The 24,657-nt window shown below is 65.6% G+C and carries 21 protein-coding genes; 4 read left to right on the top strand and 17 right to left on the bottom strand.

Annotated elements, in window-relative coordinates; translation table 11 throughout:
- Positions 1–63: 63 nt before the first annotated feature.
- From argH to infC, 15 genes are all read right to left on the bottom strand, one after another.
- Positions 64–1,512, bottom strand: a complete 1,449-nt coding sequence (argH, locus tag CH306_RS20740; RefSeq protein ID WP_230596634.1) for an argininosuccinate lyase — start codon at positions 1,510–1,512, stop codon at positions 64–66.
- Complete coding sequence (locus CH306_RS20735) at positions 1,509–2,708, bottom strand: argininosuccinate synthase (protein WP_094647846.1); 1,200 nt, start codon at positions 2,706–2,708, stop codon at positions 1,509–1,511. Before CH306_RS20735 ends, argH begins: the two co-directional genes overlap by 4 nt.
- Before the next feature lie 51 nt (positions 2,709–2,759).
- On the bottom strand, positions 2,760–3,275 hold the full coding sequence (locus CH306_RS20730; protein WP_037192611.1) for an arginine repressor: 516 nt from the start codon (positions 3,273–3,275) through the stop codon (positions 2,760–2,762).
- Positions 3,272–4,207: an ornithine carbamoyltransferase gene (gene argF, locus CH306_RS20725; RefSeq protein ID WP_094632456.1), complete on the bottom strand. Its 936-nt coding sequence runs from the start codon at positions 4,205–4,207 to the stop codon at positions 3,272–3,274. Before argF ends, CH306_RS20730 begins: the two co-directional genes overlap by 4 nt.
- Positions 4,204–5,409: an acetylornithine transaminase gene (locus CH306_RS20720; protein WP_094647845.1), complete on the bottom strand. Its 1,206-nt coding sequence runs from the start codon at positions 5,407–5,409 to the stop codon at positions 4,204–4,206. The genes argF and CH306_RS20720 overlap by 4 nt, the downstream gene beginning before the upstream one ends.
- Entirely contained in the window at positions 5,406–6,320 is a 915-nt protein-coding gene (argB, locus tag CH306_RS20715) for an acetylglutamate kinase (RefSeq protein ID WP_094647844.1), read from the bottom strand. Before argB ends, CH306_RS20720 begins: the two co-directional genes overlap by 4 nt.
- Complete coding sequence (gene argJ / locus CH306_RS20710) at positions 6,317–7,555, bottom strand: bifunctional glutamate N-acetyltransferase/amino-acid acetyltransferase ArgJ (protein WP_045195009.1); 1,239 nt, start codon at positions 7,553–7,555, stop codon at positions 6,317–6,319. The genes argB and argJ overlap by 4 nt, the downstream gene beginning before the upstream one ends.
- Positions 7,552–8,607 (bottom strand): N-acetyl-gamma-glutamyl-phosphate reductase, encoded by a 1,056-nt coding sequence (gene argC, locus CH306_RS20705; protein WP_032394293.1) that lies wholly within the window; start codon positions 8,605–8,607, stop codon positions 7,552–7,554. Before argC ends, argJ begins: the two co-directional genes overlap by 4 nt.
- A 52-nt stretch (positions 8,608–8,659) precedes the next feature.
- A complete protein-coding gene (locus CH306_RS20700; protein WP_094647843.1) occupies positions 8,660–9,217 on the bottom strand; it encodes a hypothetical protein in 558 nt (185 codons plus the stop codon).
- 137 nt (positions 9,218–9,354) lie between these two features.
- The gene (gene pheT, locus CH306_RS20695; protein WP_094647842.1) at positions 9,355–11,841 is read right to left on the bottom strand and encodes a phenylalanine--tRNA ligase subunit beta; all 2,487 of its coding nucleotides are present in this window, start codon (positions 11,839–11,841) and stop codon (positions 9,355–9,357) included.
- A gap of 56 nt (positions 11,842–11,897) precedes the next feature.
- Positions 11,898–12,965, bottom strand: a complete 1,068-nt coding sequence (gene pheS, locus CH306_RS20690) for a phenylalanine--tRNA ligase subunit alpha (RefSeq protein ID WP_094632466.1) — start codon at positions 12,963–12,965, stop codon at positions 11,898–11,900.
- Between the two features lie 106 nt (positions 12,966–13,071).
- Positions 13,072–13,878: a TrmH family RNA methyltransferase gene (locus CH306_RS20685; RefSeq protein ID WP_094632447.1), complete on the bottom strand. Its 807-nt coding sequence runs from the start codon at positions 13,876–13,878 to the stop codon at positions 13,072–13,074.
- 38 nt (positions 13,879–13,916) lie between these two features.
- Positions 13,917–14,306 carry a 50S ribosomal protein L20 gene (gene rplT / locus CH306_RS20680; protein WP_032378959.1) on the bottom strand — a complete coding sequence of 130 codons (390 nt, stop codon included), beginning with the start codon at positions 14,304–14,306 and terminating at the stop codon, positions 13,917–13,919.
- An 87-nt stretch (positions 14,307–14,393) separates the two neighbouring features.
- Positions 14,394–14,588, bottom strand: coding sequence for a 50S ribosomal protein L35 (rpmI, locus tag CH306_RS20675; protein WP_032394297.1), 195 nt, complete (start codon positions 14,586–14,588; stop codon positions 14,394–14,396).
- Positions 14,589–14,705: 117 nt separating this feature from the next.
- Entirely contained in the window at positions 14,706–15,446 is a 741-nt protein-coding gene (infC, locus tag CH306_RS20670) for a translation initiation factor IF-3 (protein ID WP_045199680.1), read from the bottom strand.
- 381 nt (positions 15,447–15,827) lie between these two features.
- Here infC and CH306_RS20665 point away from each other — a divergent pair, with 381 nt between their 5' ends.
- Positions 15,828–16,208: a DUF1844 domain-containing protein gene (locus tag CH306_RS20665; protein ID WP_052049360.1), complete on the top strand. Its 381-nt coding sequence runs from the start codon at positions 15,828–15,830 to the stop codon at positions 16,206–16,208.
- A 114-nt stretch (positions 16,209–16,322) separates the two neighbouring features.
- Here CH306_RS20665 and uvrA read toward each other — a convergent pair whose 3' ends face one another.
- Positions 16,323–19,253, bottom strand: coding sequence for an excinuclease ABC subunit UvrA (gene uvrA, locus CH306_RS20660; protein WP_094632464.1), 2,931 nt, complete (start codon positions 19,251–19,253; stop codon positions 16,323–16,325).
- Between the two features lie 258 nt (positions 19,254–19,511).
- Between uvrA and CH306_RS20655 the strand changes: the two genes are divergently transcribed.
- The 3 genes from CH306_RS20655 to CH306_RS20645 all read left to right on the top strand — a co-directional run bounded on the left by CH306_RS20655 (position 19,512) and on the right by CH306_RS20645 (position 23,991).
- A complete protein-coding gene (locus CH306_RS20655) occupies positions 19,512–20,201 on the top strand; it encodes an MBL fold metallo-hydrolase (protein WP_032394298.1) in 690 nt (229 codons plus the stop codon).
- Between the two features lie 136 nt (positions 20,202–20,337).
- Complete coding sequence (locus CH306_RS20650; RefSeq protein WP_094647841.1) at positions 20,338–21,528, top strand: DoxX family protein; 1,191 nt, start codon at positions 20,338–20,340, stop codon at positions 21,526–21,528.
- Between the two features lie 141 nt (positions 21,529–21,669).
- Positions 21,670–23,991, top strand: a complete 2,322-nt coding sequence (locus CH306_RS20645) for a HelD family protein (protein ID WP_094647840.1) — start codon at positions 21,670–21,672, stop codon at positions 23,989–23,991.
- A gap of 69 nt (positions 23,992–24,060) precedes the next feature.
- Here the strand turns inward: CH306_RS20645 and CH306_RS20640 are convergent, their stop codons facing one another.
- Positions 24,061–24,513 carry a universal stress protein gene (locus CH306_RS20640; RefSeq protein WP_032378962.1) on the bottom strand — a complete coding sequence of 151 codons (453 nt, stop codon included), beginning with the start codon at positions 24,511–24,513 and terminating at the stop codon, positions 24,061–24,063.
- Positions 24,514–24,657 lie beyond the last annotated feature (144 nt).

Genomic DNA, 24,657 nt, shown 5'->3' with positions numbered 1-24,657 from the left:
CTTCGCGTGACGAAAGCTTCTCACATCACACTCGACGAACCGGCAGGGATGTCGATTGCGCACTCAGTGCCGCAGCACCGGTTCCTCGGCCCACGTACGCAGCATCGACGCCGTGGCTCGCACGCCCCCGAGCTGATGCGCCACCTGCACCGCGGCAGTGCCACCGCGGGCGTCCCGCGACGAGATGGAACCCTCCACCGTGAGCACCTCACGAACGGCCGGCGTGAGGGAAGGATCGATCGCGGCGAGCTCGTCGTCGGTCAGATCCGCCAGCCCGACCCCTCGAGCCTCGGCCGCTCGGACACAGGCACCCGCGGCCTCGTGAGCTACGCGGAACGCGATCCCCTGCCGCACCATCCACTCGGCGATGTCGGTGGCGAGCGTGAACCCGGCCGGTGCGAGTTCGGCCATGCGCTCGGTGTGGAATTCGAGCGTTGCCGTCAATCCCGTGAGTGCAGGCAGCAACAGCTCGAGCTGCGCCACCGAGTCGAACACCGGCTCCTTGTCCTCCTGGAGATCACGGTTGTAGGCCAACGGTTGCGCCTTGAGCGTGGCCAGTAGACCGGTGAGGTTTCCGATCAGTCGACCGGTCTTTCCGCGGGTCAGCTCCGCGACATCCGGATTCTTCTTCTGCGGCATGATCGAACTGCCAGTGGACCATGCGTCGGCCAATGTGACGTAGCCGTACTCGGGCGTGCTCCACGATATGACCTCCTCGGCGAACCGAGACAGATCGACCGCCGTCATCGCCAACACGAACGCAGCCTCGGCCGCGAAGTCGCGCGAGGACGTGGCGTCGATCGAGTTCTCGGCGGACGAGTCGAATCCGAGCTCGGCTGCGATCTTCTCCGGACTCAGACCCAGTGACGAGCCGGCGAGAGCCCCGGAACCGTACGGCGACACCGCTGCTCGCGTGTCGAAGTCCGCGAAGCGCTGCACGTCGCGCAGCAACGGATGGGTGTGCGCGAGCAGATGATGCGCCAGCAACACCGGCTGCGCGGCCTGCGAATGCGTCTTGCCCGGCATGACGGCCGTCGGATGCGCCGCTGCCTGGGTGGCCAACGCGTCGACCACATCGAGAACGCCGACGGACACCCGACGGACGGCGTCGCGCAGCCACATCCGGAACAGCGTGGCGACCTGGTCGTTACGCGACCGGCCCGCGCGCAGCCGGCCCCCGACCTCGGGTCCGACACGATCGATCAGACCGCGTTCGAGAGCGCCGTGCACGTCCTCGTCGGAATCGGCTGCCACGAACGCACCGGAGGCGACGTCGTCGGCGAGACGCTGCAAACCGTCGAGCATGGTCTCGAGGTCCTGCGGGGTGAGCAGTCCGGCACCGTTCAGCACCCGGGCGTGCGCCATGGATGCGCGGATGTCGTACGGCGCGAGTACCCAGTCGAAGTGCGTCGACTTGCTCAACGCCGCCATGGCGGCGGCCGGTCCGGATGCGAATCTGCCACCCCAGAGCGAACCCTCGTTGGTTCCGTGTGAGATCTCCGAATTCGTCACAGGCCCAGGTCCCGCTTCGCGGCGATCTTCGACGAGAGTCCGTGCAGCTGAACGAATCCCTTGGCCGCGGACTGGTCGAACGTGTCGCCCTCGTCGTAGGTGGCGAGGTTGAAGTCGTACAACGACTCACCACTGCGGCGTCCGTTGACGATGATCCCGCCCGCGTGGAGGACCAGGCGGATGTCGCCGGAAACGTGCTCCTGCGTGTGCTGCACGAACGTGTCGAGAGCGCCCTTGAGCGGGGAGTACCACAGGCCGTCGTACACCAGCTCGGCCCACTTCTGGTCGGTGTGGCGCTTGTAGCGACCGAGCTCGCGCTCGAGGGTCACGTGCTCGAGCTCCTCGTGGGCCCGGATGAGCACCATGGCACCGGGTGCCTCGTAGATCTCGCGACTCTTTATGCCGACGAGCCGATCCTCGACGACGTCCAAGCGGCCGACACCCTGCGCTCCGGCACGAGTGTTGAGCTCCTGGATCGCTTCGAGTACCGAGACCGGACGGCCGTCGATCGCGACGGGGCGACCCTTGTCGAACGAGACAATGAGCTCGTCGGGAGCCTGGAAGTTGACCGTCGGATCCTCGGTGTAGTCGTAGACGTCCTTGGTCGGCGCGTTCCACAGGTCCTCGAGGAAACCGGTCTCCACCGCGCGTCCCCAGACGTTCTGGTCGATCGAGAACGGCGACTTGGTGGTCACGTTGATCGGGATGTCGTTCTCTTCGGCGAACTTGATCGCCTTCTCGCGCGTCCACGCGTAGTCGCGAACCGGTGCCAACACCTCGAGCTCGGGGGCGAGGGTGTTGAAGCCGACCTCGAACCGAACCTGGTCGTTGCCCTTGCCCGTGCACCCGTGTGCGACAACGGTTCCGCCGTGCGCCCGCGCGTTCTCGACGAGGTGCTTGACGATCAACGGACGGCTGATGGCCGACACGAGCGGGTACCGATCCATGTACAGCGCGTTGGACTGGATCGTCGGCAGGCAGTACTCGTCGGCGAACTCGTCCCTGGCATCGACGACGACGGATTCGACTGCGCCGCAATCGAGTGCGCGCTGACGCACGACGTCCATGTCCTCGCCGCCCTGCCCCAGATCGATGGCGACGGCAACGACCTCCTTGCCGGTCTCCCTCCCGATCCAGCTGATGGCGACGGAGGTGTCGAGTCCGCCGGAATAGGCGAGGATGACGCGTTCGGCCATGGTGTTCAAGCTCCTTCGTTGTTCTTGTTGCGCATGATGGGTAACCGGATCTCAGTTACCGCGTCGAGCAAGCTTTTCGATCTTGTCCGCGACCTCGCCACCGGTATGTGGCTCGCGGGCTATCAACAGAATCGTGTCGTCTCCTGCGATGGTCCCGACGATCTCGGGCATCGCAGCGCGATCGAGAGCGCTGGCCAGGTAGTGCGCCGCGCCGGGTGGTGTTCGGAGCACGGCCTGGTTTCCGCTGTGATCGGTGGACACCAACAACTCACCCAGCAACTTCAGGAGCCGATCGGTGCCTCCGGACACTCCGCGAACCGGGCTGCCGTCCTCGGGCACGACGTACACCCCCACTCCACCGTCGGGTGCGCGCAGCTTCACCGCACCCAGTTCCTCCAGGTCCCGCGAGAGCGTCGCCTGAGTGGTGTCGATTCCCTCGGCGGCGAGCAACGACGCCAGCTGCGGTTGACTACGTACCTGATGCGTGGCCAGCAACGCGATGATCCGCGCCTGCCTGCCGGCGCGGGTCGACGCCGTCAACGGCACCGCAGTGACGTCCTCGCTCATGGTCGACTGGCCTGTTCGAGAAGCCACACCAGCAGAGCCTTCTGCGCGTGCAGGCGATTCTCGGCCTCGTCCCAGACGACGCTCTGCGGACCGTCGAGCACCTCGTCGGTGATCTCCTCGCCGCGATGTGCGGGCAGGCAGTGCAGCACAACGGCATCCGACTGGGCCTTCGAGAGCAGATCGGAGTCGATTCGATAGGGCCGGAACGGGGCGACGCGATCGAGACCGTCGTTCTCCTGGCCCATCGACGTCCAGGTGTCGGTGACGAGCGCGTCGGCACCGGTGGCTGCCTCGACCGGGTCCTCGGTGATGGTGATGGTGGCCCCGGTTTCCTCGGCGCGAGCCTGCGCCGCGTCGAGTACGTAGCCGAGCGGCGCGAAATCCTTTGGCGCGGCGATCCGCACGTTCAGCCCGGCCGTGACACCGCCGATCAGCAGCGAGTGCGCCATGTTGTTGGCACCGTCACCGAAGTAGGCCAAGGTGCGGCCCTGCAGATTTCCCTTGTGCTCGATCAGGGTCTGCAGATCCGCCAGAACCTGGCAGGGGTGGAACTCGTTGGAGAGGGCGTTGACGATCGGAATGGTTGCGCCGGTGGCCATCTGCTCGAGCCGCTTCTGTCCGAACGTGCGCCACACGACCGCTTCGACGTAGCGCGAGAGAACTCGGCCGGTGTCCTGCAGAGTCTCCTCACGACCGAGCTGTGTGTCGCGACCTGTCACGACGACGGCATGGCCGCCCAACTGAGCGATGCCCATCTCGAACGAGAAGCGAGTACGCGTCGAGTTCTTCTCGAAGATGACACCGATCCCCTTGGGGCCTTCGAGAGGACGCTTCGAGAACGGTGCACGTTTGAGCTCTGCTGCCAGAGCGAGGATTTCGCCCTGCTGCTGCGGCGTGATGTCGTCGTCCCGGAGAAAGTGCTGAACGGTCATGGCTGATGAGCCTCCTGTGCTGCGTCGAGAATGGCCGGTAACGCCGTCACGAACGACGCGGCTTGCTCTTCGGTGATGATCAACGGTGGTGCGAGCCGGAGCACGTCGGGCTGTGCCGCATTGAGGAGGAAGCCCGCCTCGCGCGCGGCCGCTTCGGCCGCCGGTGCGACGGCGGCGGTGAGGACCACGCCGAGGAGTAGCCCCGAACCCCGAACATGGCTCACCAGAGGGTGATCGAGGCTCTCGATGGAGTGCGCGATCGTCTTGCCGATGCTGTCCGCGTGCGAGATCAGATCCTCGTCGGCAACGGTGCGCAGGACGGCCAGAGCCGCCGCAGCGCATACGGGGTTACCACCGAACGTGGTGCCGTGCTTGCCCGGATGCAGCAACTCCCCCGCCGCTCCGATGCCGATGCATGCACCGATGGGCAGGCCACCGCCCAGACCCTTGGCGAGCGTGATCACGTCGGGCACGATGCCGACCGACTGGTGGGCGTAGAACCATCCCGTACGGCCGATACCGGTCTGCACCTCGTCGAGGATCAACAGTGCACCGTGCTTCGCGGTGATCTCACGCGCGGCGAGGAGGTATCCCTCGGGCGGAACCACCACACCACCCTCGCCCATGATCGGCTCGAGAAACACTGCGGCAGTATCGGAATCGACCACAGCTTCCAGAGCTGCCACATCGCCGTACGGAACATGCTGCACGCCTGCAGGCATCGGTTCGAACGGGATCCGCTTGTCCGGCTGACCGGTCAATGCGAGAGCACCCATCGTCCGTCCGTGGAAGGACTTCTCGGCTGCCACGATGTTGGGGCGACCGGTCAGGCGAGCGATCTTGAAGGCCGCCTCATTGGCCTCGGTTCCCGAATTGCACAGGAACACCCGACCGGTGGCCCCGGCACCGAGGTGCGCGAGCAACTGCTCGGCCAACGCGATACCGGGTTCTGTCGCATAGAGATTCGAGGTGTGTCCGAGGGTGGACAGCTGAGCGGTGACCGCCTCGATCACCGCCGGATGGGCATGTCCGAGGATGTTCACGGCGATACCAGCGAGCAGATCCAGGTATTGCTTTCCGTCGGCGTCCGTCACCACCGCACCCTCGCCGCGCACGAGCGCCACACGGGGAACACCGTAGTTGTCCATCAACGAATTCGACCACCGCTGTTGCAGATCGAGGGTGGACTCGGTGCCGGTCATGGCATGACTCCTGACGTAGAAGAATGATCGGGGGTGACCATGGTGCCGATCCCCTCACCGGTGAACAGCTCCACCAGCACGGAATGTTCGACGCGACCGTCGATGACATGCGCCGACGGCACACCCGCTCGAACCGCACGCAGACACGCTTCCATCTTCGGCACCATCCCGGCGTCGAGCGAGGGCAGCAACGCCTCGAGCGCGGACGCGTCGATCTCGGAGGTCAACGAGCTGCGATCGGGCCAATCGGTGTACAAGCCCTCGACATCGGTGAGCACCACCATCTTCTCGGCACCGATGGCACTGGCCAGCGCCGCGGCCGCAGTGTCGGCGTTGATGTTGTGCACGACGCCGTCGCGGTCGGGAGCGATGGTGGACACCACCGGAATGCGTCCTGCTGCAATGAGATCGAACACCGCAGCGGGGTTCACCGACGTGACGTCGCCGACGAGGCCGATGTCGGTGTCGATGCCGTCGACCAGCACGGTACGACGCGTTGCGGTGAACAGGTGCGCATCCTCACCGGAGATCCCCACGGCATACGGACCGTGACCGTTGATCAGGCCGACGAGCTCGCGCCCGACCTGCCCGAACAGCACCATCCGCGCAACGTCCATGACCTCGGGCGTGGTGACGCGGAATCCGCCGCGGAATTCACCTGCCAGGCCGAGTCTGGTCAGCATGGCCGAGATCTGCGGCCCTCCGCCGTGCACGACGACCGGATGAATTCCGACGGTGCGCAGAAACACCATGTCGGCCGCGAACGCCCGCTTCAGATCGTCGTCGATCATGGCGTTTCCGCCGTACTTCACCACGACGATCTTGCCCGAGAATCGCTGCAGCCACGGCAGTGCCTCGGCGAGGGTGAACGCCTTCTGCGTAGCCGTCAAATCCACTGCGGCGGATGTCATGACGAGTACGCCGAGTTCTCTTCGACGTACGCGTGCGACAGATCGGTCGTTCGGATGGTGGCCGACCCCGCGCCCAGACCCAGATCGATGGTCACCTCGATGTCGACACCGGACAGGTCGACCTCGCGAGCGCCCGGCGCCCCCACGCCGTCGATGCACACCGGACTGCCGTTGAAGGACACGGCAATTCGATCCGGGTCGAGCTCGATCGGGGCGATGCCGATTGCCGCGAGAACGCGGCCCCAGTTGGGGTCGGAACCGAACAGTGCCGTCTTGGTCAGAGAGTCCCTGGCGACCGTGCGTGCACCGATCAGGGCTTCGTCCTCGGACACCGCGCCCGACACGGTGATCCGCACTCGCTTGGTCACGCCCTCGGCGTCGGCCATCATCTGGTCGGCCAGGTCGTCGCACACCGCCAGGACCGCGGCGTCGAGTTCTTCCTGTGACGGTGCCACTCCACTGGCCCCGGAGGAGAGCAGCAGCACTGTGTCGTTGGTCGACGATGCGCCGTCGACGTCGAGCCGGTCGTAGGACAATCGGGTCGCCGCGCGCAGTGCCTTGTCGAGCTGGTCTGCGGTGGCAACGGCATCGGTGGTGATGACACTGAGCATCGTGGCCAACGACGGCGCCAGCATGCCTGCCCCCTTGGCCATGCCGCCGACGTTCCATTTGTCGGCATGATGAACAGCCGCCTGCTTGGGCACGGTGTCGGTGGTCATGATCGCGTACGCCGCATCGGTACCACCGGAAATGCCGCCTGCGAGTTCGTGCACGACCTCGGTCACGCCGGGCAGCAGCTTGTCCATCGGGAGCCGGTCACCGATGAGCCCCGTCGAGCAGACGGCAACCTCGACAGCGCCGGTCTCGGAACCCCAATTGCTCAGTGCCGACGCCACTTCCTCGGCCGTGCGGTGCGCGTCCTGGAACCCGGGCGCACCCGTGCAGGCGTTGGCACCACCGGAGTTGAGGATCACCGCACGCAGTCGACCGGTGGACAGCACCTGCCGAGACCACAACACCGGCGCTGCCTTGACCTTGTTGCGGGTGAACACACCCGCTGCCGCGAAGTCGGGACCCTCGTTGAACACCAGGGCCAGATCGGACTTACCACTTGCCTTGATACCGGCCGGAATACCGGCGGCACGGAAACCCGCGGGAGCGGTGACACCCTGTGTGCGCACGAGCTTGCCCGCAACCGTGCCGACGGCCTCCGCCTGGCTCCCGACGCTGCTCATGGTGCTACTCCTACGGTAGAGAGACCCTCGGTCTCGGTGATTCCCAGTGCGAGATTCATGGATTGGACTGCTGCTCCCGCCGTGCCCTTGGCCAGATTGTCGATGGCCGCGATCACGACGAGCAAGCCGGCGTCTGCATCGACCGACACGCTCATCTGCACGGCATTCGATCCGATGACCGAACCGGTTTGCGGAAGCCGGCCGGCCGGAAGCACGTGCACGAACGGCTCTGCGGCGTATGCCTTTTCGTACACCTCGACGGCCTGTGCCTGCGTGGCGGTGGTGACCGCGGTACAGGTGGCGAGGATCCCGCGCGGCATCGGGGCGAGAACCGGCGTGAAGGACACCGCGACAGCGCTACCGGCGACGGCCGAGAGGTTCTGCACGATCTCGGGAGTGTGGCGATGCGCGCCCGCAACCGCGTACGCCCGAACCGAACCCATCACCTCCGAACCCAGAAGATCGGCCTTGGGAGCGCGACCGGCACCCGAGGTACCGCTCACGGCGACGATATTGACGCGAGGCTCGATGATGCCTGCGGCGACCGCGGGTGCGAGCGCGAGAGACGACACCGTCGGGTAGCACCCGGGAACGGCGATGCGGGTGGCACCGACGAGCCGCTCGCGGCCACCCGGCAGCTCCGGCAGGCCGTACGGCCAACTGCCCGCGTGAGGACTCTTGTAGTACTTCTCCCAGGCCGCACCGTCGGTGAGACGAAAGTCGGCACCGCAATCGATGATCAGCACGGAATCGGGCAGCTGCAGTGCGAGCTCGGCGGACTTGCCGTGTGGGAGGCCGAGGAACACGACATCGTGCCCTGCGAGTTCGTCGACAGTGGTGGGACCGAGAACGCGATCTGCCAGTGGCAACAGGTGGGGATGGAATTCACCCAGCGTCGCGCCTGCATTGCCGCCCGCAGTCAGAGAGCCGATGATCAACGAACCGTCGCGCACTCCAGGGTGCCCGAGCAGCAGCCTGAGAATCTCACCGCCGGCGTATCCGCTGGCACCCGCGACCGCGACGCGCCGCGGCGTCGCCTCCGAAGTAATCATGCGGTTTATTATGCAGCATCATGCAAGCTCATTCATGAACGGGTCCGCTGTGTCAGCGTCCACCCATGGACTTGCGGATCTCGTCGAGCTTCCTGCGGCCCGCTTCCTGCCGTTCGTTCCACTGCTCGTCGAGGTCACGGCCCGCCCTCGACTCACGGTCCAACTCCTCTGCGCCGACGGCTGTGCCCGCGCGCTGTTCGACCCTGTCTCGCACACCGTCCCACGTCGGCACCCCCGAATCGGTGAAGTCACCGATCGGTGCGCTCACCGCACCGGAACCGTATCCGGCACCGCCGGGCAGGTCCTCGACCAATTCCGCGTCGATGATTCCCGGTACCGTGCCACCGAGCGGAGCCCCCGGCGGTGGATCACCGAGCGGCTGGTCGATCCGCGGCTTGGTCACCTGCGGGACGTCGACGTCGGGAACCGTTCCGGGTGGGGCTCCACGATCGGGGGTGACCGGCTCCGGATCTGCAGTACCCAGCTCGGCCGCCAGAGCCGCCGCGGCAGCCGCCACCGGGGCCAACCGCGGACGACCCGACACTGCAGCGAGGATCTGCTCGATCACCTGCACATCCGTCGCCGTACCGTCTGTCCCGAATTCACTCATGCGCTGCTCCCGTCACCTGTGGCCACTCGTGACTCCACGCTACGGACACCCGAGCCCGGGCGTGCACGGATCCAACTGCGCAGCGGCGCCGAGTCCGCTGCGCAACTGCGCTGAGTCAACTGCGCAACTGCGCTGAGTCAACTGCGCAACTGCGCTCCGACGGCCTTCGATGCCGCTTCGACCGCCGCATCGCGGGCGGCCGTCGCCTGATCCTCGGTCAAGGTGCCGTCGGCTCCGCGGAATCGCAACGCGAACGCCAGGGACTTACGACCCTCACCGACCTGTTCGCCCTCGTAGACGTCGAACAAACGAATCGACTCGAGCAGGTCGCCACCGCCGATCGTGAGTGCAGCTTGCACCGACGCCGCAGGTACGGACGCGTCGACCACCACGGCCACGTCCTGCAACACCGCCGGATACGGAGACACCTCGGGGGCAGGGAGCGATTCGACGACGGGAAGAGCGCTCAGACTCAACTCGGCGGCACACGTGCGCGGCGGCAAGCCCGCCCGCTCCAGCACCGCCGGATGCAACTCGCCCGCGTACCCGACGACCTCGCCGTCGAGCAAGACCTCCGCGCACCGACCCGGATGCCACGGAAGATGCTGTGCTGCGCGAAGATCGACGTGCACCCCGGACGCCTCGGCAACGGTACGCACCGCTGCGAAGGCATCGGCGGCCTCGGCCGCGCGACCGGGACCCCAGGGACCCGACAATTCACGCTGCCCGGTGAGCACCATGCCCACATGCACCGGCTGCGCCGGCAACGAACCGCGAAGCATGGCGATCTGGTCGTCGGTCGGACGACGATCGACCGGCAACGCGTCCACCGCAGCGGTGGCGTCGTGTCGAAGCACCACCTGAGCAATGCCGAACAGCGAGACGTCTCGCTGGCCGCGGGCGATGTTCCTGCTCAGCATCTCGAGCAAACCCGGAAGCACTGTGGTCGCGAGCTCGGGACGATCGGCCTCGAGCGGATTGAGCACCGAGGTGGTCGCGCGCCGCGGATCGTCTGCATCGAGTCCCCACGTGTCGAACACACCCTTGGGCAAGAACACCGGAGGCAGCACCTCGACGTACCCGGAGAACGCGAGTGCCTTGCCGACGGCTCGCCTGCGCTTCTGTTCGGCGGTGAGGCCACGACCGCCCGGGGCCGACGGCAGTACCGAGGGGATCTGTTCGAGCCCTTCGAGGCGCAACACCTCTTCCACCAGGTCGGCGCGCTGCACCAGATCCGGTCGCCAGGACGGCGGGGTGACGATGAGCTGGCCGTGTCCGCCGTCGTCGACCGACACCTCGACCCCGCACCCGATCTGCGTCAACCGACGGGCAGCGGTGCCGTTCGGGTACTGCACTCCGGCGATTCGATCAGGGAGGTCGAAGTCCATCGTGATCGTGGGGTACTGGGCGGCCTCGCCGATATCGGTCAACACGGGCTCGATCCGGCCACCGGCGATCTCGACCAGCAACTGCGCGGCCCGATCGAGCGCCGCCACCGGCAGTGCCGAATCCACGGTCCGCTCGAAACGCTTGCTGGCCTCGCTGGAGAGTTTGTGACGACGACCGGTGCGGAACACCGCGAGCGGATCGAACGACGCCGCTTCGAGCACGACCTCGGTGGTCGAATCGTCGACTTCGGTGGACGCGCCGCCCATGACGCCCGCCAACGAGATCGCTCCCGATCCGTCGGCGATGACGACATCCTCGGGATCGAGAGCCCGCTCGACGCCGTCCAGGGTGGTCAGCTTCTCCCCCGCATTCGCGCGGCGGACGACGAGGTCGCCGTCGAGCTTGGACGCATCGAACGCGTGCAGCGGCTGCCCGAGCTCGTGCAGCACGTAGTTGGTGACATCGACGGCAGCCGAGATCGGGCGCACACCGGCCAGCAGAAGTCGACGCTGCATCCACCAAGGCGTGGTCGCGGTCGGATCGATGCCGACGATCTTGCGCAGCGCGAATCGCGATGCGCCCGAGTTCGGTTCGACGGTGACCGGCCACGCGTCACCGGTGACCTCGGTGGGAACCGTCCGCGCCGGATCCACGAAGGGAAGATCGAAACTGCAGGCCAGCTCACGGGCGAGGCCACGGACCGAGAAGGCGTACCCGCGATCGGGGGTCACGTTGAGCTCGATGACCGAGTCCTGCAGGCCGAGAACAGCTTTGGCGTCGTCGCCAGGAGCGGCCGTGCCCTCGGGCAGCACCAGGATTCCGGAGTGATCCTTACCCAACCCCAGTTCGAGCGTCGAGCAGATCATGCCGTTGGAGTTGCGGCCGTAGGTCTTGCGCGACGCGATGGCGAATCCCCCGGGCAGAACGCTGCCCGGCAGAGCCGCCACGATCAGGTCACCCTCGGCGAAGTTCCTGGCACCGCACACGATTTCCTGCGGCTCGGCACCGCCGACGTCCACCAGGCAGAAGCGAATCGGCTTCTTGAACTCGGTCAGCTCCTCGATCGAACTCACCCGACCCACCACCAATGGGCCGGTCACGTTGTCCAGCGAGTCGAGTTCCTCGACCTCGAACCCGACCCGCACGAAACCGGCATCGAGCTCCTCGGGCGAGACGGCCCAGTCGGGAGTCCCCGCGTGCAGGACCTCGGTCAGCCAGGATTGTGGGACTCGCACGTGTGCTCAGCTCTTTCTTGTATCCGTGAAGAAGTGGGGCGGGTGGGAAACTTCCGTCAGGCCTGAACACCGAAGGGCAACGTGAACCTGATGTCGCCCTCGACGATGTCACGCATGTCCGGGATGTCGTTGCGGAACTGCAGCGTCCGCTCGAGACCCATTCCGAACGCGAATCCGGTGTAGACCTCGGGGTCGATGCCGCTGGCCTGCAACACCTTCGGGTTGACCATTCCGCAGCCACCCCACTCGACCCAACCGGCCCCGCCCTTCTTCTTCGGGAACCACACGTCGACCTCGGCGGACGGCTCGGTGAACGGGAAGTAGTTGGGTCGCATGCGAGTACGGGTGTCGTTGCCGAACAACGCCTTGGCGAACGCATCGAGTGTGCCGCGCAGGTGCGCCATGGTCAGGCCCTTGTCGATGGCAAGACCCTCGACCTGGTGGAAGACCGGAGTGTGCGTCGTATCGAGTTCATCCGTGCGAAACGTCCGTCCCGGGCACACGACGTAGATCGGAACCTCGCGCGAGAGCATCGACCGGACCTGCACCGGTGAGGTATGGGTGCGCAGTACCTGCCGCGAACCTTCCGGTGCGATGTGAAACGTGTCCTGCATCGTGCGTGCCGGGTGGTCGGGCAGGAAGTTGAGCGCATCGAAATTGAAGTGCTCGGTCTCGACCTCGGGTCCTTCTTCGACTTCCCAGCCCATAGCGACGAAGACGTCGGCTACCTGTTCGGAAATGATCGTGATGGGGTGCCTGGCACCGACGGGAGCTCGGTCGGTCGGCAGGGTGACGTCGATGGTTTCCGCGACCAGGATGGCGGCATCACGCTCGGCCGACAGCACGGCGCGGCGCTCGTCGAAGGCCTTCTGCACTCGGTCACGCGCTGCCTTGACGCGTTTGCCCGCGTCCGCCTTCTGGTCCCCCGGGATCGACCCGAGTGCGCGCTGTGCCAGTGCCAACGGTGCCTTGCCGCCCACATGGTCGATCTTGACCTTGGTCAGAGCATCGAGGTCCGACGCGTCGGCGAACGCCTGCTCGGCCGAGTCCACTGCGGATCCGAGCGCGGACTCCTCGAGAACGCTCGGATCCACCGGCTCGGTTCCGACATCTTTCTTCGCCACGACAGCTGCACTCCTCGAGTAATAGTCGGTGTCTGCCACGAAGGGTCGTTGCGCAGGCTTCACTCCTGCGCGGAGCAGACAGGTATCGATCCTAGGCGAGACGCGCTCACGAAGTTTCGGAGCGTCGCTGCACTCGGGCACTCGCGTACAGGCAGATCGCCGCGGCGGTGGCCAGGTTGAGGCTCTCGGCACGGCCGTGGATCGGGATTCGAATGCGGTGATCGGCATTGCGCGTCACGAACTCGGGCAGCCCGTGCGCCTCGTTGCCGAACAACCACGCGGTCGGTTGCACGAGGAGCTCATCGGCGTCGTCCAAGTCCACTTCGCCGTCGGCGGCCGTGGCGACGATGGTCAGACCCGCTCCGCGCAACGCATCGATTCCGGACTCGATCGACCGCTCCCGAGCGATGGGGAGATGGAACACGCTGCCGGCCGATGCGCGGACGCATTTGCCGTTGTGGGGGTCCACCGAGTCGCCCAACAGAACGACCGAATCCGCTCCGGCTGCGTCGGCGACGCGAATGACCGTCCCGGCATTGCCCGGCTCGGCCATCTCCACCGGTACGGCCACCAGCCGCGGTGTTCCGGCCAACGCGCGGTCGATCGGGACGTCGACCAACTCGGTGACCGCGATCAGGCCCTGCGGGGTGACGGTGTCGGACAGCGCCTTTGCAGCACGGTCGGTGATCGGATGAACTCGTGCGCCACCGGCCTCGACGGACGCGATGAGGTCGTGGTGGCGCTCGCGGGCATCGGCGGTGTAGAAGAGCTCACGAATCAACCGGGACCGCGCCGCCTCGGACACCGCGTTGAAGCCTTCGGCGAGAAACAACCCGGTCTTCTTGCGTTCCGCGGCTCGAGCGAGCTTGACGGCCGAAACGACCCGCGGAGTTCGCTCGGTCAGCGAATCCACGGGCCGTCTCGGTGTTGAGTCGTCGTACGTCGACTCGCTCAGGCTGCTTCTCCGGCCGGAGCGTTGACATCGGCAGGCAGTGCAGCCTTGGCGATGGCGACCAGGCTTGCGAACGCCGCAGCATCCGACACGGCGAGCTCGGCGAGAATCTTGCGATCGACCTCGACGCCCGCGGCCTTGAGGCCCTGGACGAAGCGGTTGTACGTAATGTCGTTGGCCCGAGCTGCAGCGTTGATACGCGTGATCCACAGCTTGCGGAAGTCACCTTTACGCGCGCGGCGGTCCCGGTAGGCGTAGGTCAGCGAGTGGAGCTGCTGCTCCTTGGCCTTGGTGTACAGACGTGAGCGCTGTCCGCGGTAGCCCTTGGACGCTTCGAGAATCGAACGGCGCTTCTTCTGGGCGTTGACGGCCCTTTTTACGCGTGCCACTGGTAAATCCTGTCGATCTGGGGGCTTGTGAAACCCCGAATGGTAATGGGATGAAGCCGACCGCTATCGGTCGGCGGCCGGTCCAGATCAGATGCCGAGCAGGCGCTTGATCCGCGGTACGTCGGGCTTCTTGACGACGGCAACACCATCGAGGCGACGAGTCACCTTGGTGGGCTTGTGCTCGAGCAGGTGGCGACGGCCGGCCTTCTGGCGCAGGATCTTGCCGCTGCCGGACACCTTGAATCGCTTCTTGGCACCACTGTGGGTCTTCTGCTTGGGCATGAAATCCTCTTCTTCTTCTGATAGCTCTTCGGTGTTGCATGGCACAGCCGTACATCGCCACGGAAAAGCTGTGCACCGAAGCAGATGTAGGGCTGTCTTACTGGTAGAGCGCGAGGCTCAGTTGGTCTGCGCCGGAGTAGCCGGAGCTGCTGCGGCCGGTGCCTCGGCAGCCGGGGCTGCGTCGGCGGGCTGTTCCGGCGCGGGGGCCGGTGCGCGCTGGGCGGGCGGAGCCGCTGCGCTCTCCTGTGCCTTGACGCGAGTCTTGGCACCCTTGTGCGGTGCCAGCACCATCGTCATGTTGCGGCCGTCCTGCTTGGCCGAGGTCTCCACGAAGCCGAGCTCCGCGACGTCCGCGCCCAGGCGCTGCAGCAGCCGGAAGCCGAGTTCGGGACGCGACTGCTCGCGGCCACGGAACATAATGGTGACCTTGACCTTCGAGCCGGCTTCGAGGAAGCGAACGACGTTGCGCTTCTTCGTCTCGTAGTCGTGCGCGTCGATCTTGGGACGGAGCTTCTGCTCCTTGATGACGGTGAGCGTCTGGTTCTTGCGCGATTCGCGCGCCTTCTGCGCAGCCTCGTACTTGAACTTCCCGTAGTCCATGATCTTGCAGACCGGCGGACGTGCGTCGGGAGCTACTTCTACAAGATCGAGGTCGGCTTCGAGAGCCAAGCGGAGTGCATCTTCAACACGCACGATCCCCACCTGTTCACCGCCCGGTCCGACAAGCCGGACCTCGGGAACTCGGATGCGATCGTTGATGCGGGTCTCAGTGCTGATGGGGCCTCCTAGGTAGTGCGGTGTGGTGTGTAACCCGACCGCCTGCCACTGGCACAGCCCGTCGCCGTCGATCCTCGACATTCCCTGCAGCGGTGCGTACCACTGCAACGAAAAAACCCTGCTCTCGGTGTGATCCGATAGCAGGGCCCGATGTCGACCGGTCGACCAGCACGACAACTATCGTCGTACAGTCTCCTCACTGGGAGGAAGCACGCAGGAAATCTGTGAGGATCTCCATCGTGCGACCGGACCGGAAGTAACTTGTTGAAGGCTACGTGCCGGTGGGAGTCGGGCTCCACTTGCTGCCTCCGTGCGGTGAACTCCATCGAGGAGCGCACGCCGAAGACGGTCGTCGAGTCACACTACCAGCAGATTCCCGAATCGAACAATCGAGCGGTGTCGGCCCCTTCTCTGCGGATACCCGATGCTCTCCCCAGCGGGAGGCGTGGGATTCTCGTAGGCATGACCAGCTCCCCCAATCCCGACGATTCCGCAGGCGCCGATCCCCTGGGTGCCGAGCCCGAAGTCCGTGAACTCGCCGAGGTCCCCGCTGTGGAGGTGATCAGCCGCGCTGCGGTGATGCTGATGAGTTCTGCGGCCGAGAAGCTGGGACTCTCCGAGCCGGATCCCGCGGAGAGCCCCTACCTGGACCTCGACGAGGCACGACGCGTCATCACCGCACTGGCCGGCCTGGTCACCGCATCGGTGGAATACCTCGGCCCCCATGCCGGGCCCATTCGCGACGGATTGCAGGCACTGCAGCGCGCATTCCGGGAAGCATCGGCCCACCCGGACGAGCCGGGAAAGGGCCCGGGCGAGAAGTACACCGGCCCGGTGCACTGAGCAGAACGCCGGCGAAGTCGACAGAAGCACGAAGCCGCATCCGGTGAGCACCGGATGCGGCTTCGTCGTTGCCGGGGTGTGAATCCGGCGGGTGCCTCTATCGGGCTGCTCCACTCATCGGACGGCGGCGACCTTGCGAGGCCTGCGCTTCTTCGGAGCCGTCTTCACCGGAGGAGCGACCACCGACTCGCGGGTGAGCGCCTCCTGTAGGAACTTGCCGGTGTAGCTTTCGGAAACGGCCGCAACGGCCTCCGGATCACCTTGCGCCACAACCATTCCGCCTCCGGAACCACCTTCGGGGCCCATGTCGATGACCCAGTCCGAGACCTTGATGACGTCCAGATTGTGCTCGATCACGATCACCGTGTTGCCCTTGTCCACCAGGCCGTTCACGACGCCGAGCAGCTTGCGGATGTCCTCGAAGTGCAGGCCGGTGGTCGGTTCGTCGAGAATGTAGACCGTGCGGCCGGTCGAGCGCTTCTGCAGTTCCGCGGCCAGTTTGACGCGTTGCGCTTCGCCGCCGGACAGCGTCGTTGCCGGTTGGCCGAGGCGGACGTACCCGAGACCGACCTCGACGAGCGTCTTGAGGTAGCGGTGAATCGAGGTAATCGCCTCGAAGAAGTCGGCAGCCTCCTCGATCGGCATGTCCAGGACCTCGGCGATGGTCTTGCCCTTGTAATGCACCTCGAGTGTCTCGCGGTTGTACCGCGCACCCTCACAGACCTCGCACGGAACGTAGACGTCCGGCAAGAAGTTCATCTCGATCTTGAGTGTGCCGTCTCCCGAGCACGCCTCGCACCGGCCGCCCTTGACGTTGAACGAGAATCGGCCGGGCTGGTAGCCGCGCACCTTGGCCTCGGTGGTCGCCGCGAACAACGTGCGGATCTTGTCGAACACCCCGGTGTACGTTGCGGCGTTCGAGCGTGGCGTGCGTCCGATCGGCGACTGATCCACCCGCACGAGCTTGTCGAGCTGATCGAGGCCGTTGATGCGCGTGTGCCTCCCTGGAACCTGACGGGCACCGTTGAGCTTGTTCGCCATCACCGTCGCGAGGATGTCGTTGACGAGGGTGGACTTGCCCGAACCCGACACCCCTGTGACCGAGGTCAGTACGCCGAGCGGAAAGCTGACGTCTATGCCGCGGAGGTTGTGTTCGCGGGCTCCGACCACGGTGACCTGACGCTTCTTGTCCACGACCCGGCGGGTGTCGGGCAGCGGAATCTCCATCCGCCCGGACAGGTACGCACCGGTCAGCGATTCGTCGTTGGTCAGCAGGTCCTCGTACGAACCGCTGTGCACGACGCGTCCGCCGTGCTCACCCGCCAACGGACCGATGTCGACTATCCAATCCGAGGTGCGGATGGTGTCCTCGTCGTGCTCGACGACGATCAACGTGTTCCCGAGGTCACGCAGCCGGGTCAGCGTGTCGATGAGCCGGCGGTTGTCACGCTGATGCAGTCCGATCGACGGCTCGTCGAGGACGTAGAGAACGCCGACGAGTCCCGATCCGATCTGGGTGGCGAGTCGAATGCGCTGGGCCTCGCCACCGGACAGCGAGCCGGCGGTCCTGGCCAGTGACAGATACTCCAGACCGACGTCCAGCAGGAAACCGAGACGAGCTTGCACCTCCTTGAGAACCTGACCTGCGATTGCCTCCTCGCGGCGACCCAGGGTGAGGCTGTTCAGGAAATCTGCGGTGTCGGCGATCGACAACTCGCACACCTCGGCGATCGACTTCGGCCCGAAGTCGCCCGCGGAGATCGTCACCGACAGGATTTCGGGCCGCAGCCTGGCGCCATTGCACGTGGGACACGGCACGTCGCGCATGTAGCCGTCGTAGCGTTCCTTCATCTGCTCGGACTCGGTCTGCTCCAACCGACGGTGCAGGAACGGCATCACACCCTCGAACTCGGCGTAGTACGACCGCGTGCGGCCGTAGCGGTTCTTGTACTTCACGTGCACCTGGTGGTCGCTGCCCTCGAGGACCGCGCGCTTGACCTTGGCGGGCAACTTGTTCCACGGCGCGTTCAGATCGAACCCCATGGCGTCGGCGAGCCCGGACAGCAGGCGGCCGAAGTACTCCGACGTCTGGCCCATCGACCACGGTGCGATGGCACCGTCCGCGAGGCTGAGATCGCCGTCGGGAACGACCAGTTCCGGGTCGACCTCCTTGCGCACGCCGAGGCCGACGCAATCCGGGCACGCACCGTACGGCGAGTTGAAGGAGAACGACCGCGGTTCGAGATCGTCGATGGACAACGGGTGACCGTTGGGGCACGCGAGCTTCTCGGAGAACCGGCGCTCACGGTCCGATGCGTTCTCGTCACGGTCGACGAAATCGAGGACCACGATGCCGTCGGCCAATCGCAGGGCGGTTTCCACCGAGTCGGTCAGGCGCTGCTTCGAACTCGACTTGACGGTCAGGCGGTCGACGACGACCTCGATGTCGTGCTTTTCCTGCTTCTTGAGCACCGGCGGGCTCGTGAGCTGATGCACGACGCCGTCGACGCGAACACGTGAGTAGCCCTGAGTGTTCAGCGAATCGAACAGGTCGACGAACTCGCCCTTGCGGGTGCGCACCACCGGGGCGAGCACCTGGAACTTCAGGCCCTCCTCCATGTCCAGCACCTGATCGACGATCTGCTGGGGAGTCTGCTTCGCGATCTGTTCGCCACACACGGGGCAGTGAGCCGTTCCCGCACGCGCGTACAACAGACGGAGGTAGTCGTAGACCTCGGTGATGGTGCCCACCGTCGAACGCGGGTTGCGGTTGGTCGACTTCTGATCGATGGAGACCGCAGGCGACAGGCCCTCGATGAAGTCGACGTCCGGCTTGTCCATCTGTCCGAGGAACTGCCGCGCGTATGCGGACAGCGACTCCACGTAGCGACGCTGCCCTTCGGCGAAGATCGTGTCGAAGGCGAGAGAGGATTTGCCCGATCCGGACAGACCCGTGAACACGATCAGCGCATCCCGAGGCAGGTCTATGTCGACTCCTCGCAGATTGTGCTCCCGCGCACCTCGCACTATCAGGCGATCCGCCACTGTGTTCCCTTCTTTCCGAACGAGCACGTCCAGCCGAGTTGCTGCGTCGCAGCACTGCATGACCTTCGAGTCGCGTGATGACGTGTGATGCCGACGCATCGGTCACACGTCGTGTAACCGTGGACCCCACGTCGAAAACCTGTTGCGGTGAGGGACGAACCTCACCCGGTTGCAATGGTAGATCCAGGCACCGACAGACTTTTCCACGTCCGCGACCCCGCCGCCCATCGTGCCGTCGACGACGGTAGCGTCCTCGAAATGGACGAGCACCTCATGGTCATCGATGACAACTACACCGGCGTCGTCTCGCAGGGTTCGCAGCCGCAGCGGCGAACGATTCCCGGAGCGACGATCACCAAGATGTCGGTCGGCCCCATGGACAACAACACCTACCTCGTCGTCTGTTCCGCGACAGGTCAGTCGGTTCTGATCGACGCCGCCAACGAGGCCGACCGCATCTCGTCGCTCATCGACGAGAACGCGCCGACGCTCTCGCTCATCGTGACGACTCACCAGCACGCCGACCACTGGCAGGCGCTGGCGGACATCGCAGGCGGTACCGACTCCCCGACGGCAGCCCACGAACTCGATGCCGAGCCGCTGCCCGTCACGCCGGACCGACTGCTGGCCGATCGGGACACCGTGTCGGTGGGCGAGCTCACGTTCGATGTTGTGCACCTGACCGGACACACCCCCGGCTCGATCGCCCTCGCACTGACCGATGCCGACGGCGCTCGAACCCACCTCTTCACCGGAGATTCACTCTTTCCCGGTGGCGTGGGCAAGACCGGCAGCCCCGAGGATTTCACCCGCTTGCTCGACGACGTGACGGCGAAATTGTTCGACCGCTACGACGACGAGACCGTCGTCTACCCGGGCCACGGAAAGGACACGACGCTCGGGGCCGAGCGCCCTCACCTGGACGAATGGCGCGCCCGCGGTTGGTGACGATCGGCGTGCTTGAGACCGCGAACCACGGGGTATGAATAGTGTGACAAAAGGACGCACAGCGGTAGGTTTTCGATCGCCGTGCCGCCCAACGTTCCACCGCCGATGACACGAGAAACTACGCAGGAGGCTGTCAATGCTGGTCCGCCGTATCGCCCGTCCGCTGATGTCTACGATCTTCATCGCAGGGGGCGTCGACGCACTCCGTAATCCCACCGGCAAGGCGCAGGTCGCCACTCCGCTGATCGAGCAGAGCAAGGATGCCCTCCCCAACGACGTCACTGCGAATGTGCCGAACGACCCGGAGACGCTGGTCCGCATCAACGGCGGAATCCAGGTTGCCGGCGGCATTCTGCTGGCCACCGGCAAGGCACCGCGGATCGCCTCTCTCGCCCTCGCCGGAAGTCTCGTCCCGACGACGCTCGCCGGACACGCCTTCTGGAACGAGACCGACCCGGAGGCGAAGGCTGCGCAGCGTATCCATTTCTTCAAGAACCTGAGCCTGCTCGGCGGACTGCTCATCGCAGCCGTCGACACCGAGGGCAAGCCGTCCGTGGCATGGCGGAGCAAGCGAGCAGCACGTCGCGCGCAAGAGAGCGTCGTCTCGGCACTGCCCGGGCACTCCACCCACGAGACCGGTGAGCGTGTCAAGGAAATCGCGTCGATCGCCGCAAGCCGCAGTGCCGATCTCGCCGAGGCAGCACAGCCGAAGCTGGCCAAGTTCGCCGACGCCGCCCAGCCCAAGTTGGCCAAGCTCGCCGTCATCGCCACCGACAAGGGCTCGGAGCTGGCCGACGTCGCTCAGCCGGCACTGAACCGCTGGGCTCACCTGGCCGCCGACAAGGGATCCGTGCTCGCCGAGGAAGCACAGAAGCGTGGATCCAAGCTGGCCGAGCTCGCCGCCGATCGCGGCAGCGACTTGGCCGACGAGGCGCAGAAGCGCGGCTCCAAGCTCGCCGACAAGGCAGCGCACCGCGGAACCGACCTGGCGGAGCTCGCGCAGAAGCGCGGCTCCAAGCTCGTCGACGTCGCCGCCGACCGTCGCAGTGAATTGGCCGATGTCGCGCAGAAGCGCGCGTCCAAGCTCGCCGATCTGGCCGCCGAGAAGGGTTCCGTCCTCGCCGACGAAGCACAGAAGCGCGGAGTCACGTGGGCCGATCTGGCGTCCGATCGCGTCGAGACGCTGAGCAAGCGCGCCCGCAAGCGCGCCGAGAAGCAGAGCAAGGAACTCGAGAAGGTGACCGAGCAGGCTCGCGCCAAGCTCGAGAAGCGAGTCGCCAAGGCTCAGAAGAACTTGGACAAGAAGCTGCAGCAGTACGCGAAGTAGTTCCCCCGCGACAGCACGAAAGACAGATGCGGCCCTGCCCCGGAACCAGCGGTTCTGCGGCAGGGCCGTTGTGCGACGTAGACTGCTCTGGCTGATTTCGAGGCGATATCTTCGCCTCGGCCGAACTCCCGAGGAGACCCTTTGCCGGACGACGGCCACACATCGACGAACCCCGATGTGCCGATCGAAGAAGACTTCGAGCAAGCGCATCTGACGCGGCTCTACACGCAGCTCGACGCGTTACGCGAATACGCCGCGAACCGATTGCGCGCAGTGCTGCTCGAGACCGGCGGCACCCCGCAGGCCCGGAGCGAACGCGAATCGTTCAACCAGATGTACACCGAGGACATCGCCAAGTACGACGCGGCCGAGAACGGACTGTGCTTCGGGCGCATCGACCTCGATCCCGAGTCCCTCGACCCCAAGGTCGACGATCGGCCCGAGCGCTACATCGGCCGCGTCGGAATTCTCGACGACAAGAACGACTACGAGACTCTGCTGTTGGACTGGCGAGCACCGATGGCCCGGCCGTTCTACCTGGCCACACCCGCCGCACCCGAAAACGTGTTGCGGCGCAGACACATTCGCACCCGTGGTCGTCGAGTGACGTCGATCGCCGACGAATTTCTCGACCTGAACTCTGCCCGATCGTCGAGCGATGCCGCCGTGGCAGGCGGTGTCGCGAGCGAAGGTGCGCTGCTCTCGGCTCTCGATGCCGCACGTACTGGTCAGATGAACGACATCGTCGAGACGATCCAGAGCGAGCAGGACGCGATCATCCGTTCGCAGCATCGCAGCGTGTTGGTGGTTCAGGGCGGACCGGGCACCGGTAAGACAGCCGTCGCGCTGCACCGCGCCGCGTACCTGCTCTACACCTACCGCCAGCAGCTCGGTAAGAGCGGTGTGCTGATCATCGGACCCAACGCCACGTTCCTCGATTACATCGGGCAGGTGCTGCCGTCGCTCGGCGAGACGGGCGTCCTGCTGTCCACGATCGGTGACCTCTACCCGGGAGTTCGTGCGCAACGGGAAGATTCGGCCCTGGCCACCGAGGTCAAGGGCAGACTGTCGATGGTCGAGGTGCTGACCCAGGCGGTACGCGACCGTCAGGAAGTCCCCGCGCAGCCCCGTCGACTGAAGTTCGACACCTACGACATCACGCTCGATCGCAAGATCGTCACCAGGGCTCGTGGTCGCGCTCGCTCGTCCCGGCGACCGCACAACCTGGCTCGGCCGCTGTTCGTGTCCTCGGTCATCGACCAGTTGGCCAACCAGCTGGCAGCGAAACTCGGGCAGAATCTCGTCGACGGATCCAGCCTGCTCAGCGCCGACGACATCGCGGACATGCGCGACGAGATGCGCGAGGATCAGGACGTCATGGCCGCCGTGGACGAACTGTGGCCGGATCTGTCTCCCCAGCAGGTTCTCCGCGACCTCTACGCATCTCCCGAGAAGATCGCGTCGGCCGCGCCTGCGCTCGATGAGGCGGAGCGTGAGGCACTCGTCCGTCGGGGCAACGGCTTCTCGTCGGCCGACGCTCCCCTGCTCGACGAGCTCGCCGAACTGCTCGGCGTCGACGACGCAGCCGAACGTGAACAGGCGCAACGACAATGGCGCGGCCAGATCGCCGACGCTCAGGGTGCCCTGGACATCCTGACCGGTTCGGCACCTCAGGACCTAGAGGACGAGCTCGATCCGGAGATCCTGATGGCTTACGACCTCATCGATGCCGATCAGCTTGCACGACGGCAGAATTCGGGTCAGCGACTCACGACGGCCGAACGGGCCGCCGGTGACCGAACGTGGACCTACGGGCACGTGATCGTCGACGAGGCGCAGGAACTGTCTGCGATGGCGTGGCGAATGGTGATGCGGCGCATACCGAATCGGTGGATGACACTGGTGGGCGATACGGCGCAGACCGGTGATCCCGCCGGAACCTCGTCGTGGGGTTCGGTTCTCGAACCGTATGTCGCCAAGCGCTGGAAGCTGACCGAACTGACGGTGAACTACCGAACACCGTCCGAGATCATGGCCGTGGCACACGATGTGTTGGCTGCCATCGATCCCGAGCAGTCCGAGCCGCGGTCCATCCGCAGCACCGGAACCCGGCCGTGGGCTCAACGGGTGGCAGCGGCAGATCTGGTCACCGCGGTGGAGAAGCGAGTGGCCGATCACCCGCGCCCGGGCCTGAGCGCGGTGCTGGTTCCCGCAGACCACGTAGACCGATTCCGCCATCTGGCCTCGGAACTGGTCACCGTGTCGACTGTCAGGGATGCCAAGGGACTCGAGTTCGACTCGGTGCTGATCGTCGAACCCGGTGCCATAGTGAACGATTCGGTCAAAGGCATGAACGATCTGTACGTTGCCCTCACCCGAGCCACGCAGCGACTCGGCGTGGTGCACGTGAACGCACTGCCGAGTGAACTCTCGGCGCTGCAGCCGTTCGAGCCGGAAGCGTAGAGAACCGCACACACCAACGGCCCGCTCCGTCGATTCGACGGGCGGGCCGTTGGTGTGTGCGGGGCGAGATCAGCGGACGGTGTGCACGATCAGAACATCGCAGGTGGACTTGCGCGCGGCGTCCGACGGAACCGAGCCCAGCAGGCGGCCGGTCAACGAGTTCAGGCCGCGGTTGCCGACGACGAGCAGGTCGCCCTTCACCTCGTCCACGAGTGCCAGCAGCGACTCGACGGGAGCACCGACGATCGCCTTCTCCTCGATGTTCTTCGCACCGGCCTTGGTGGCGTGCTCGCGCGCCGTGCGCAGAATCTCACGCGTCGGTGCCGATCCGGTGATCTGATAGGCGTCCTCGCGCAATGCGTCGGCGGCAGCGGACGTGTCCTTCGGATCGGCAGGGTAGTACGCGCAAGCGATCACCAGGGTGGCATCGGCGTCTCCCGCGAGAGCCGCGGCCTTCTCCACTGCCCGCAGTGACGATTCGGAGCCATCGGTCCCGACGACGACGGTGCGGTAGGCGCTCATTCATTCCTCCATTTGTCGGTCACACACAGATGTGACACTTCTGGTCGAACTCGATTGGTGCAAGTCACAGGACCGAAAGACGTGGTCCGGGGACTGATTCGCTGACATTAGCCGGAACCGGCCGATCGGCACGTGAACTTGGGG

The sequence above is a fragment of the Rhodococcus sp. 15-725-2-2b genome (genome assembly GCF_002259075.1).
Lineage (GTDB): Bacteria > Actinomycetota > Actinomycetes > Mycobacteriales > Mycobacteriaceae > Rhodococcoides.
Note: the sequence above shows the minus strand (reverse complement) of the source record. Positions and strands in the feature narration are given on the sequence as shown.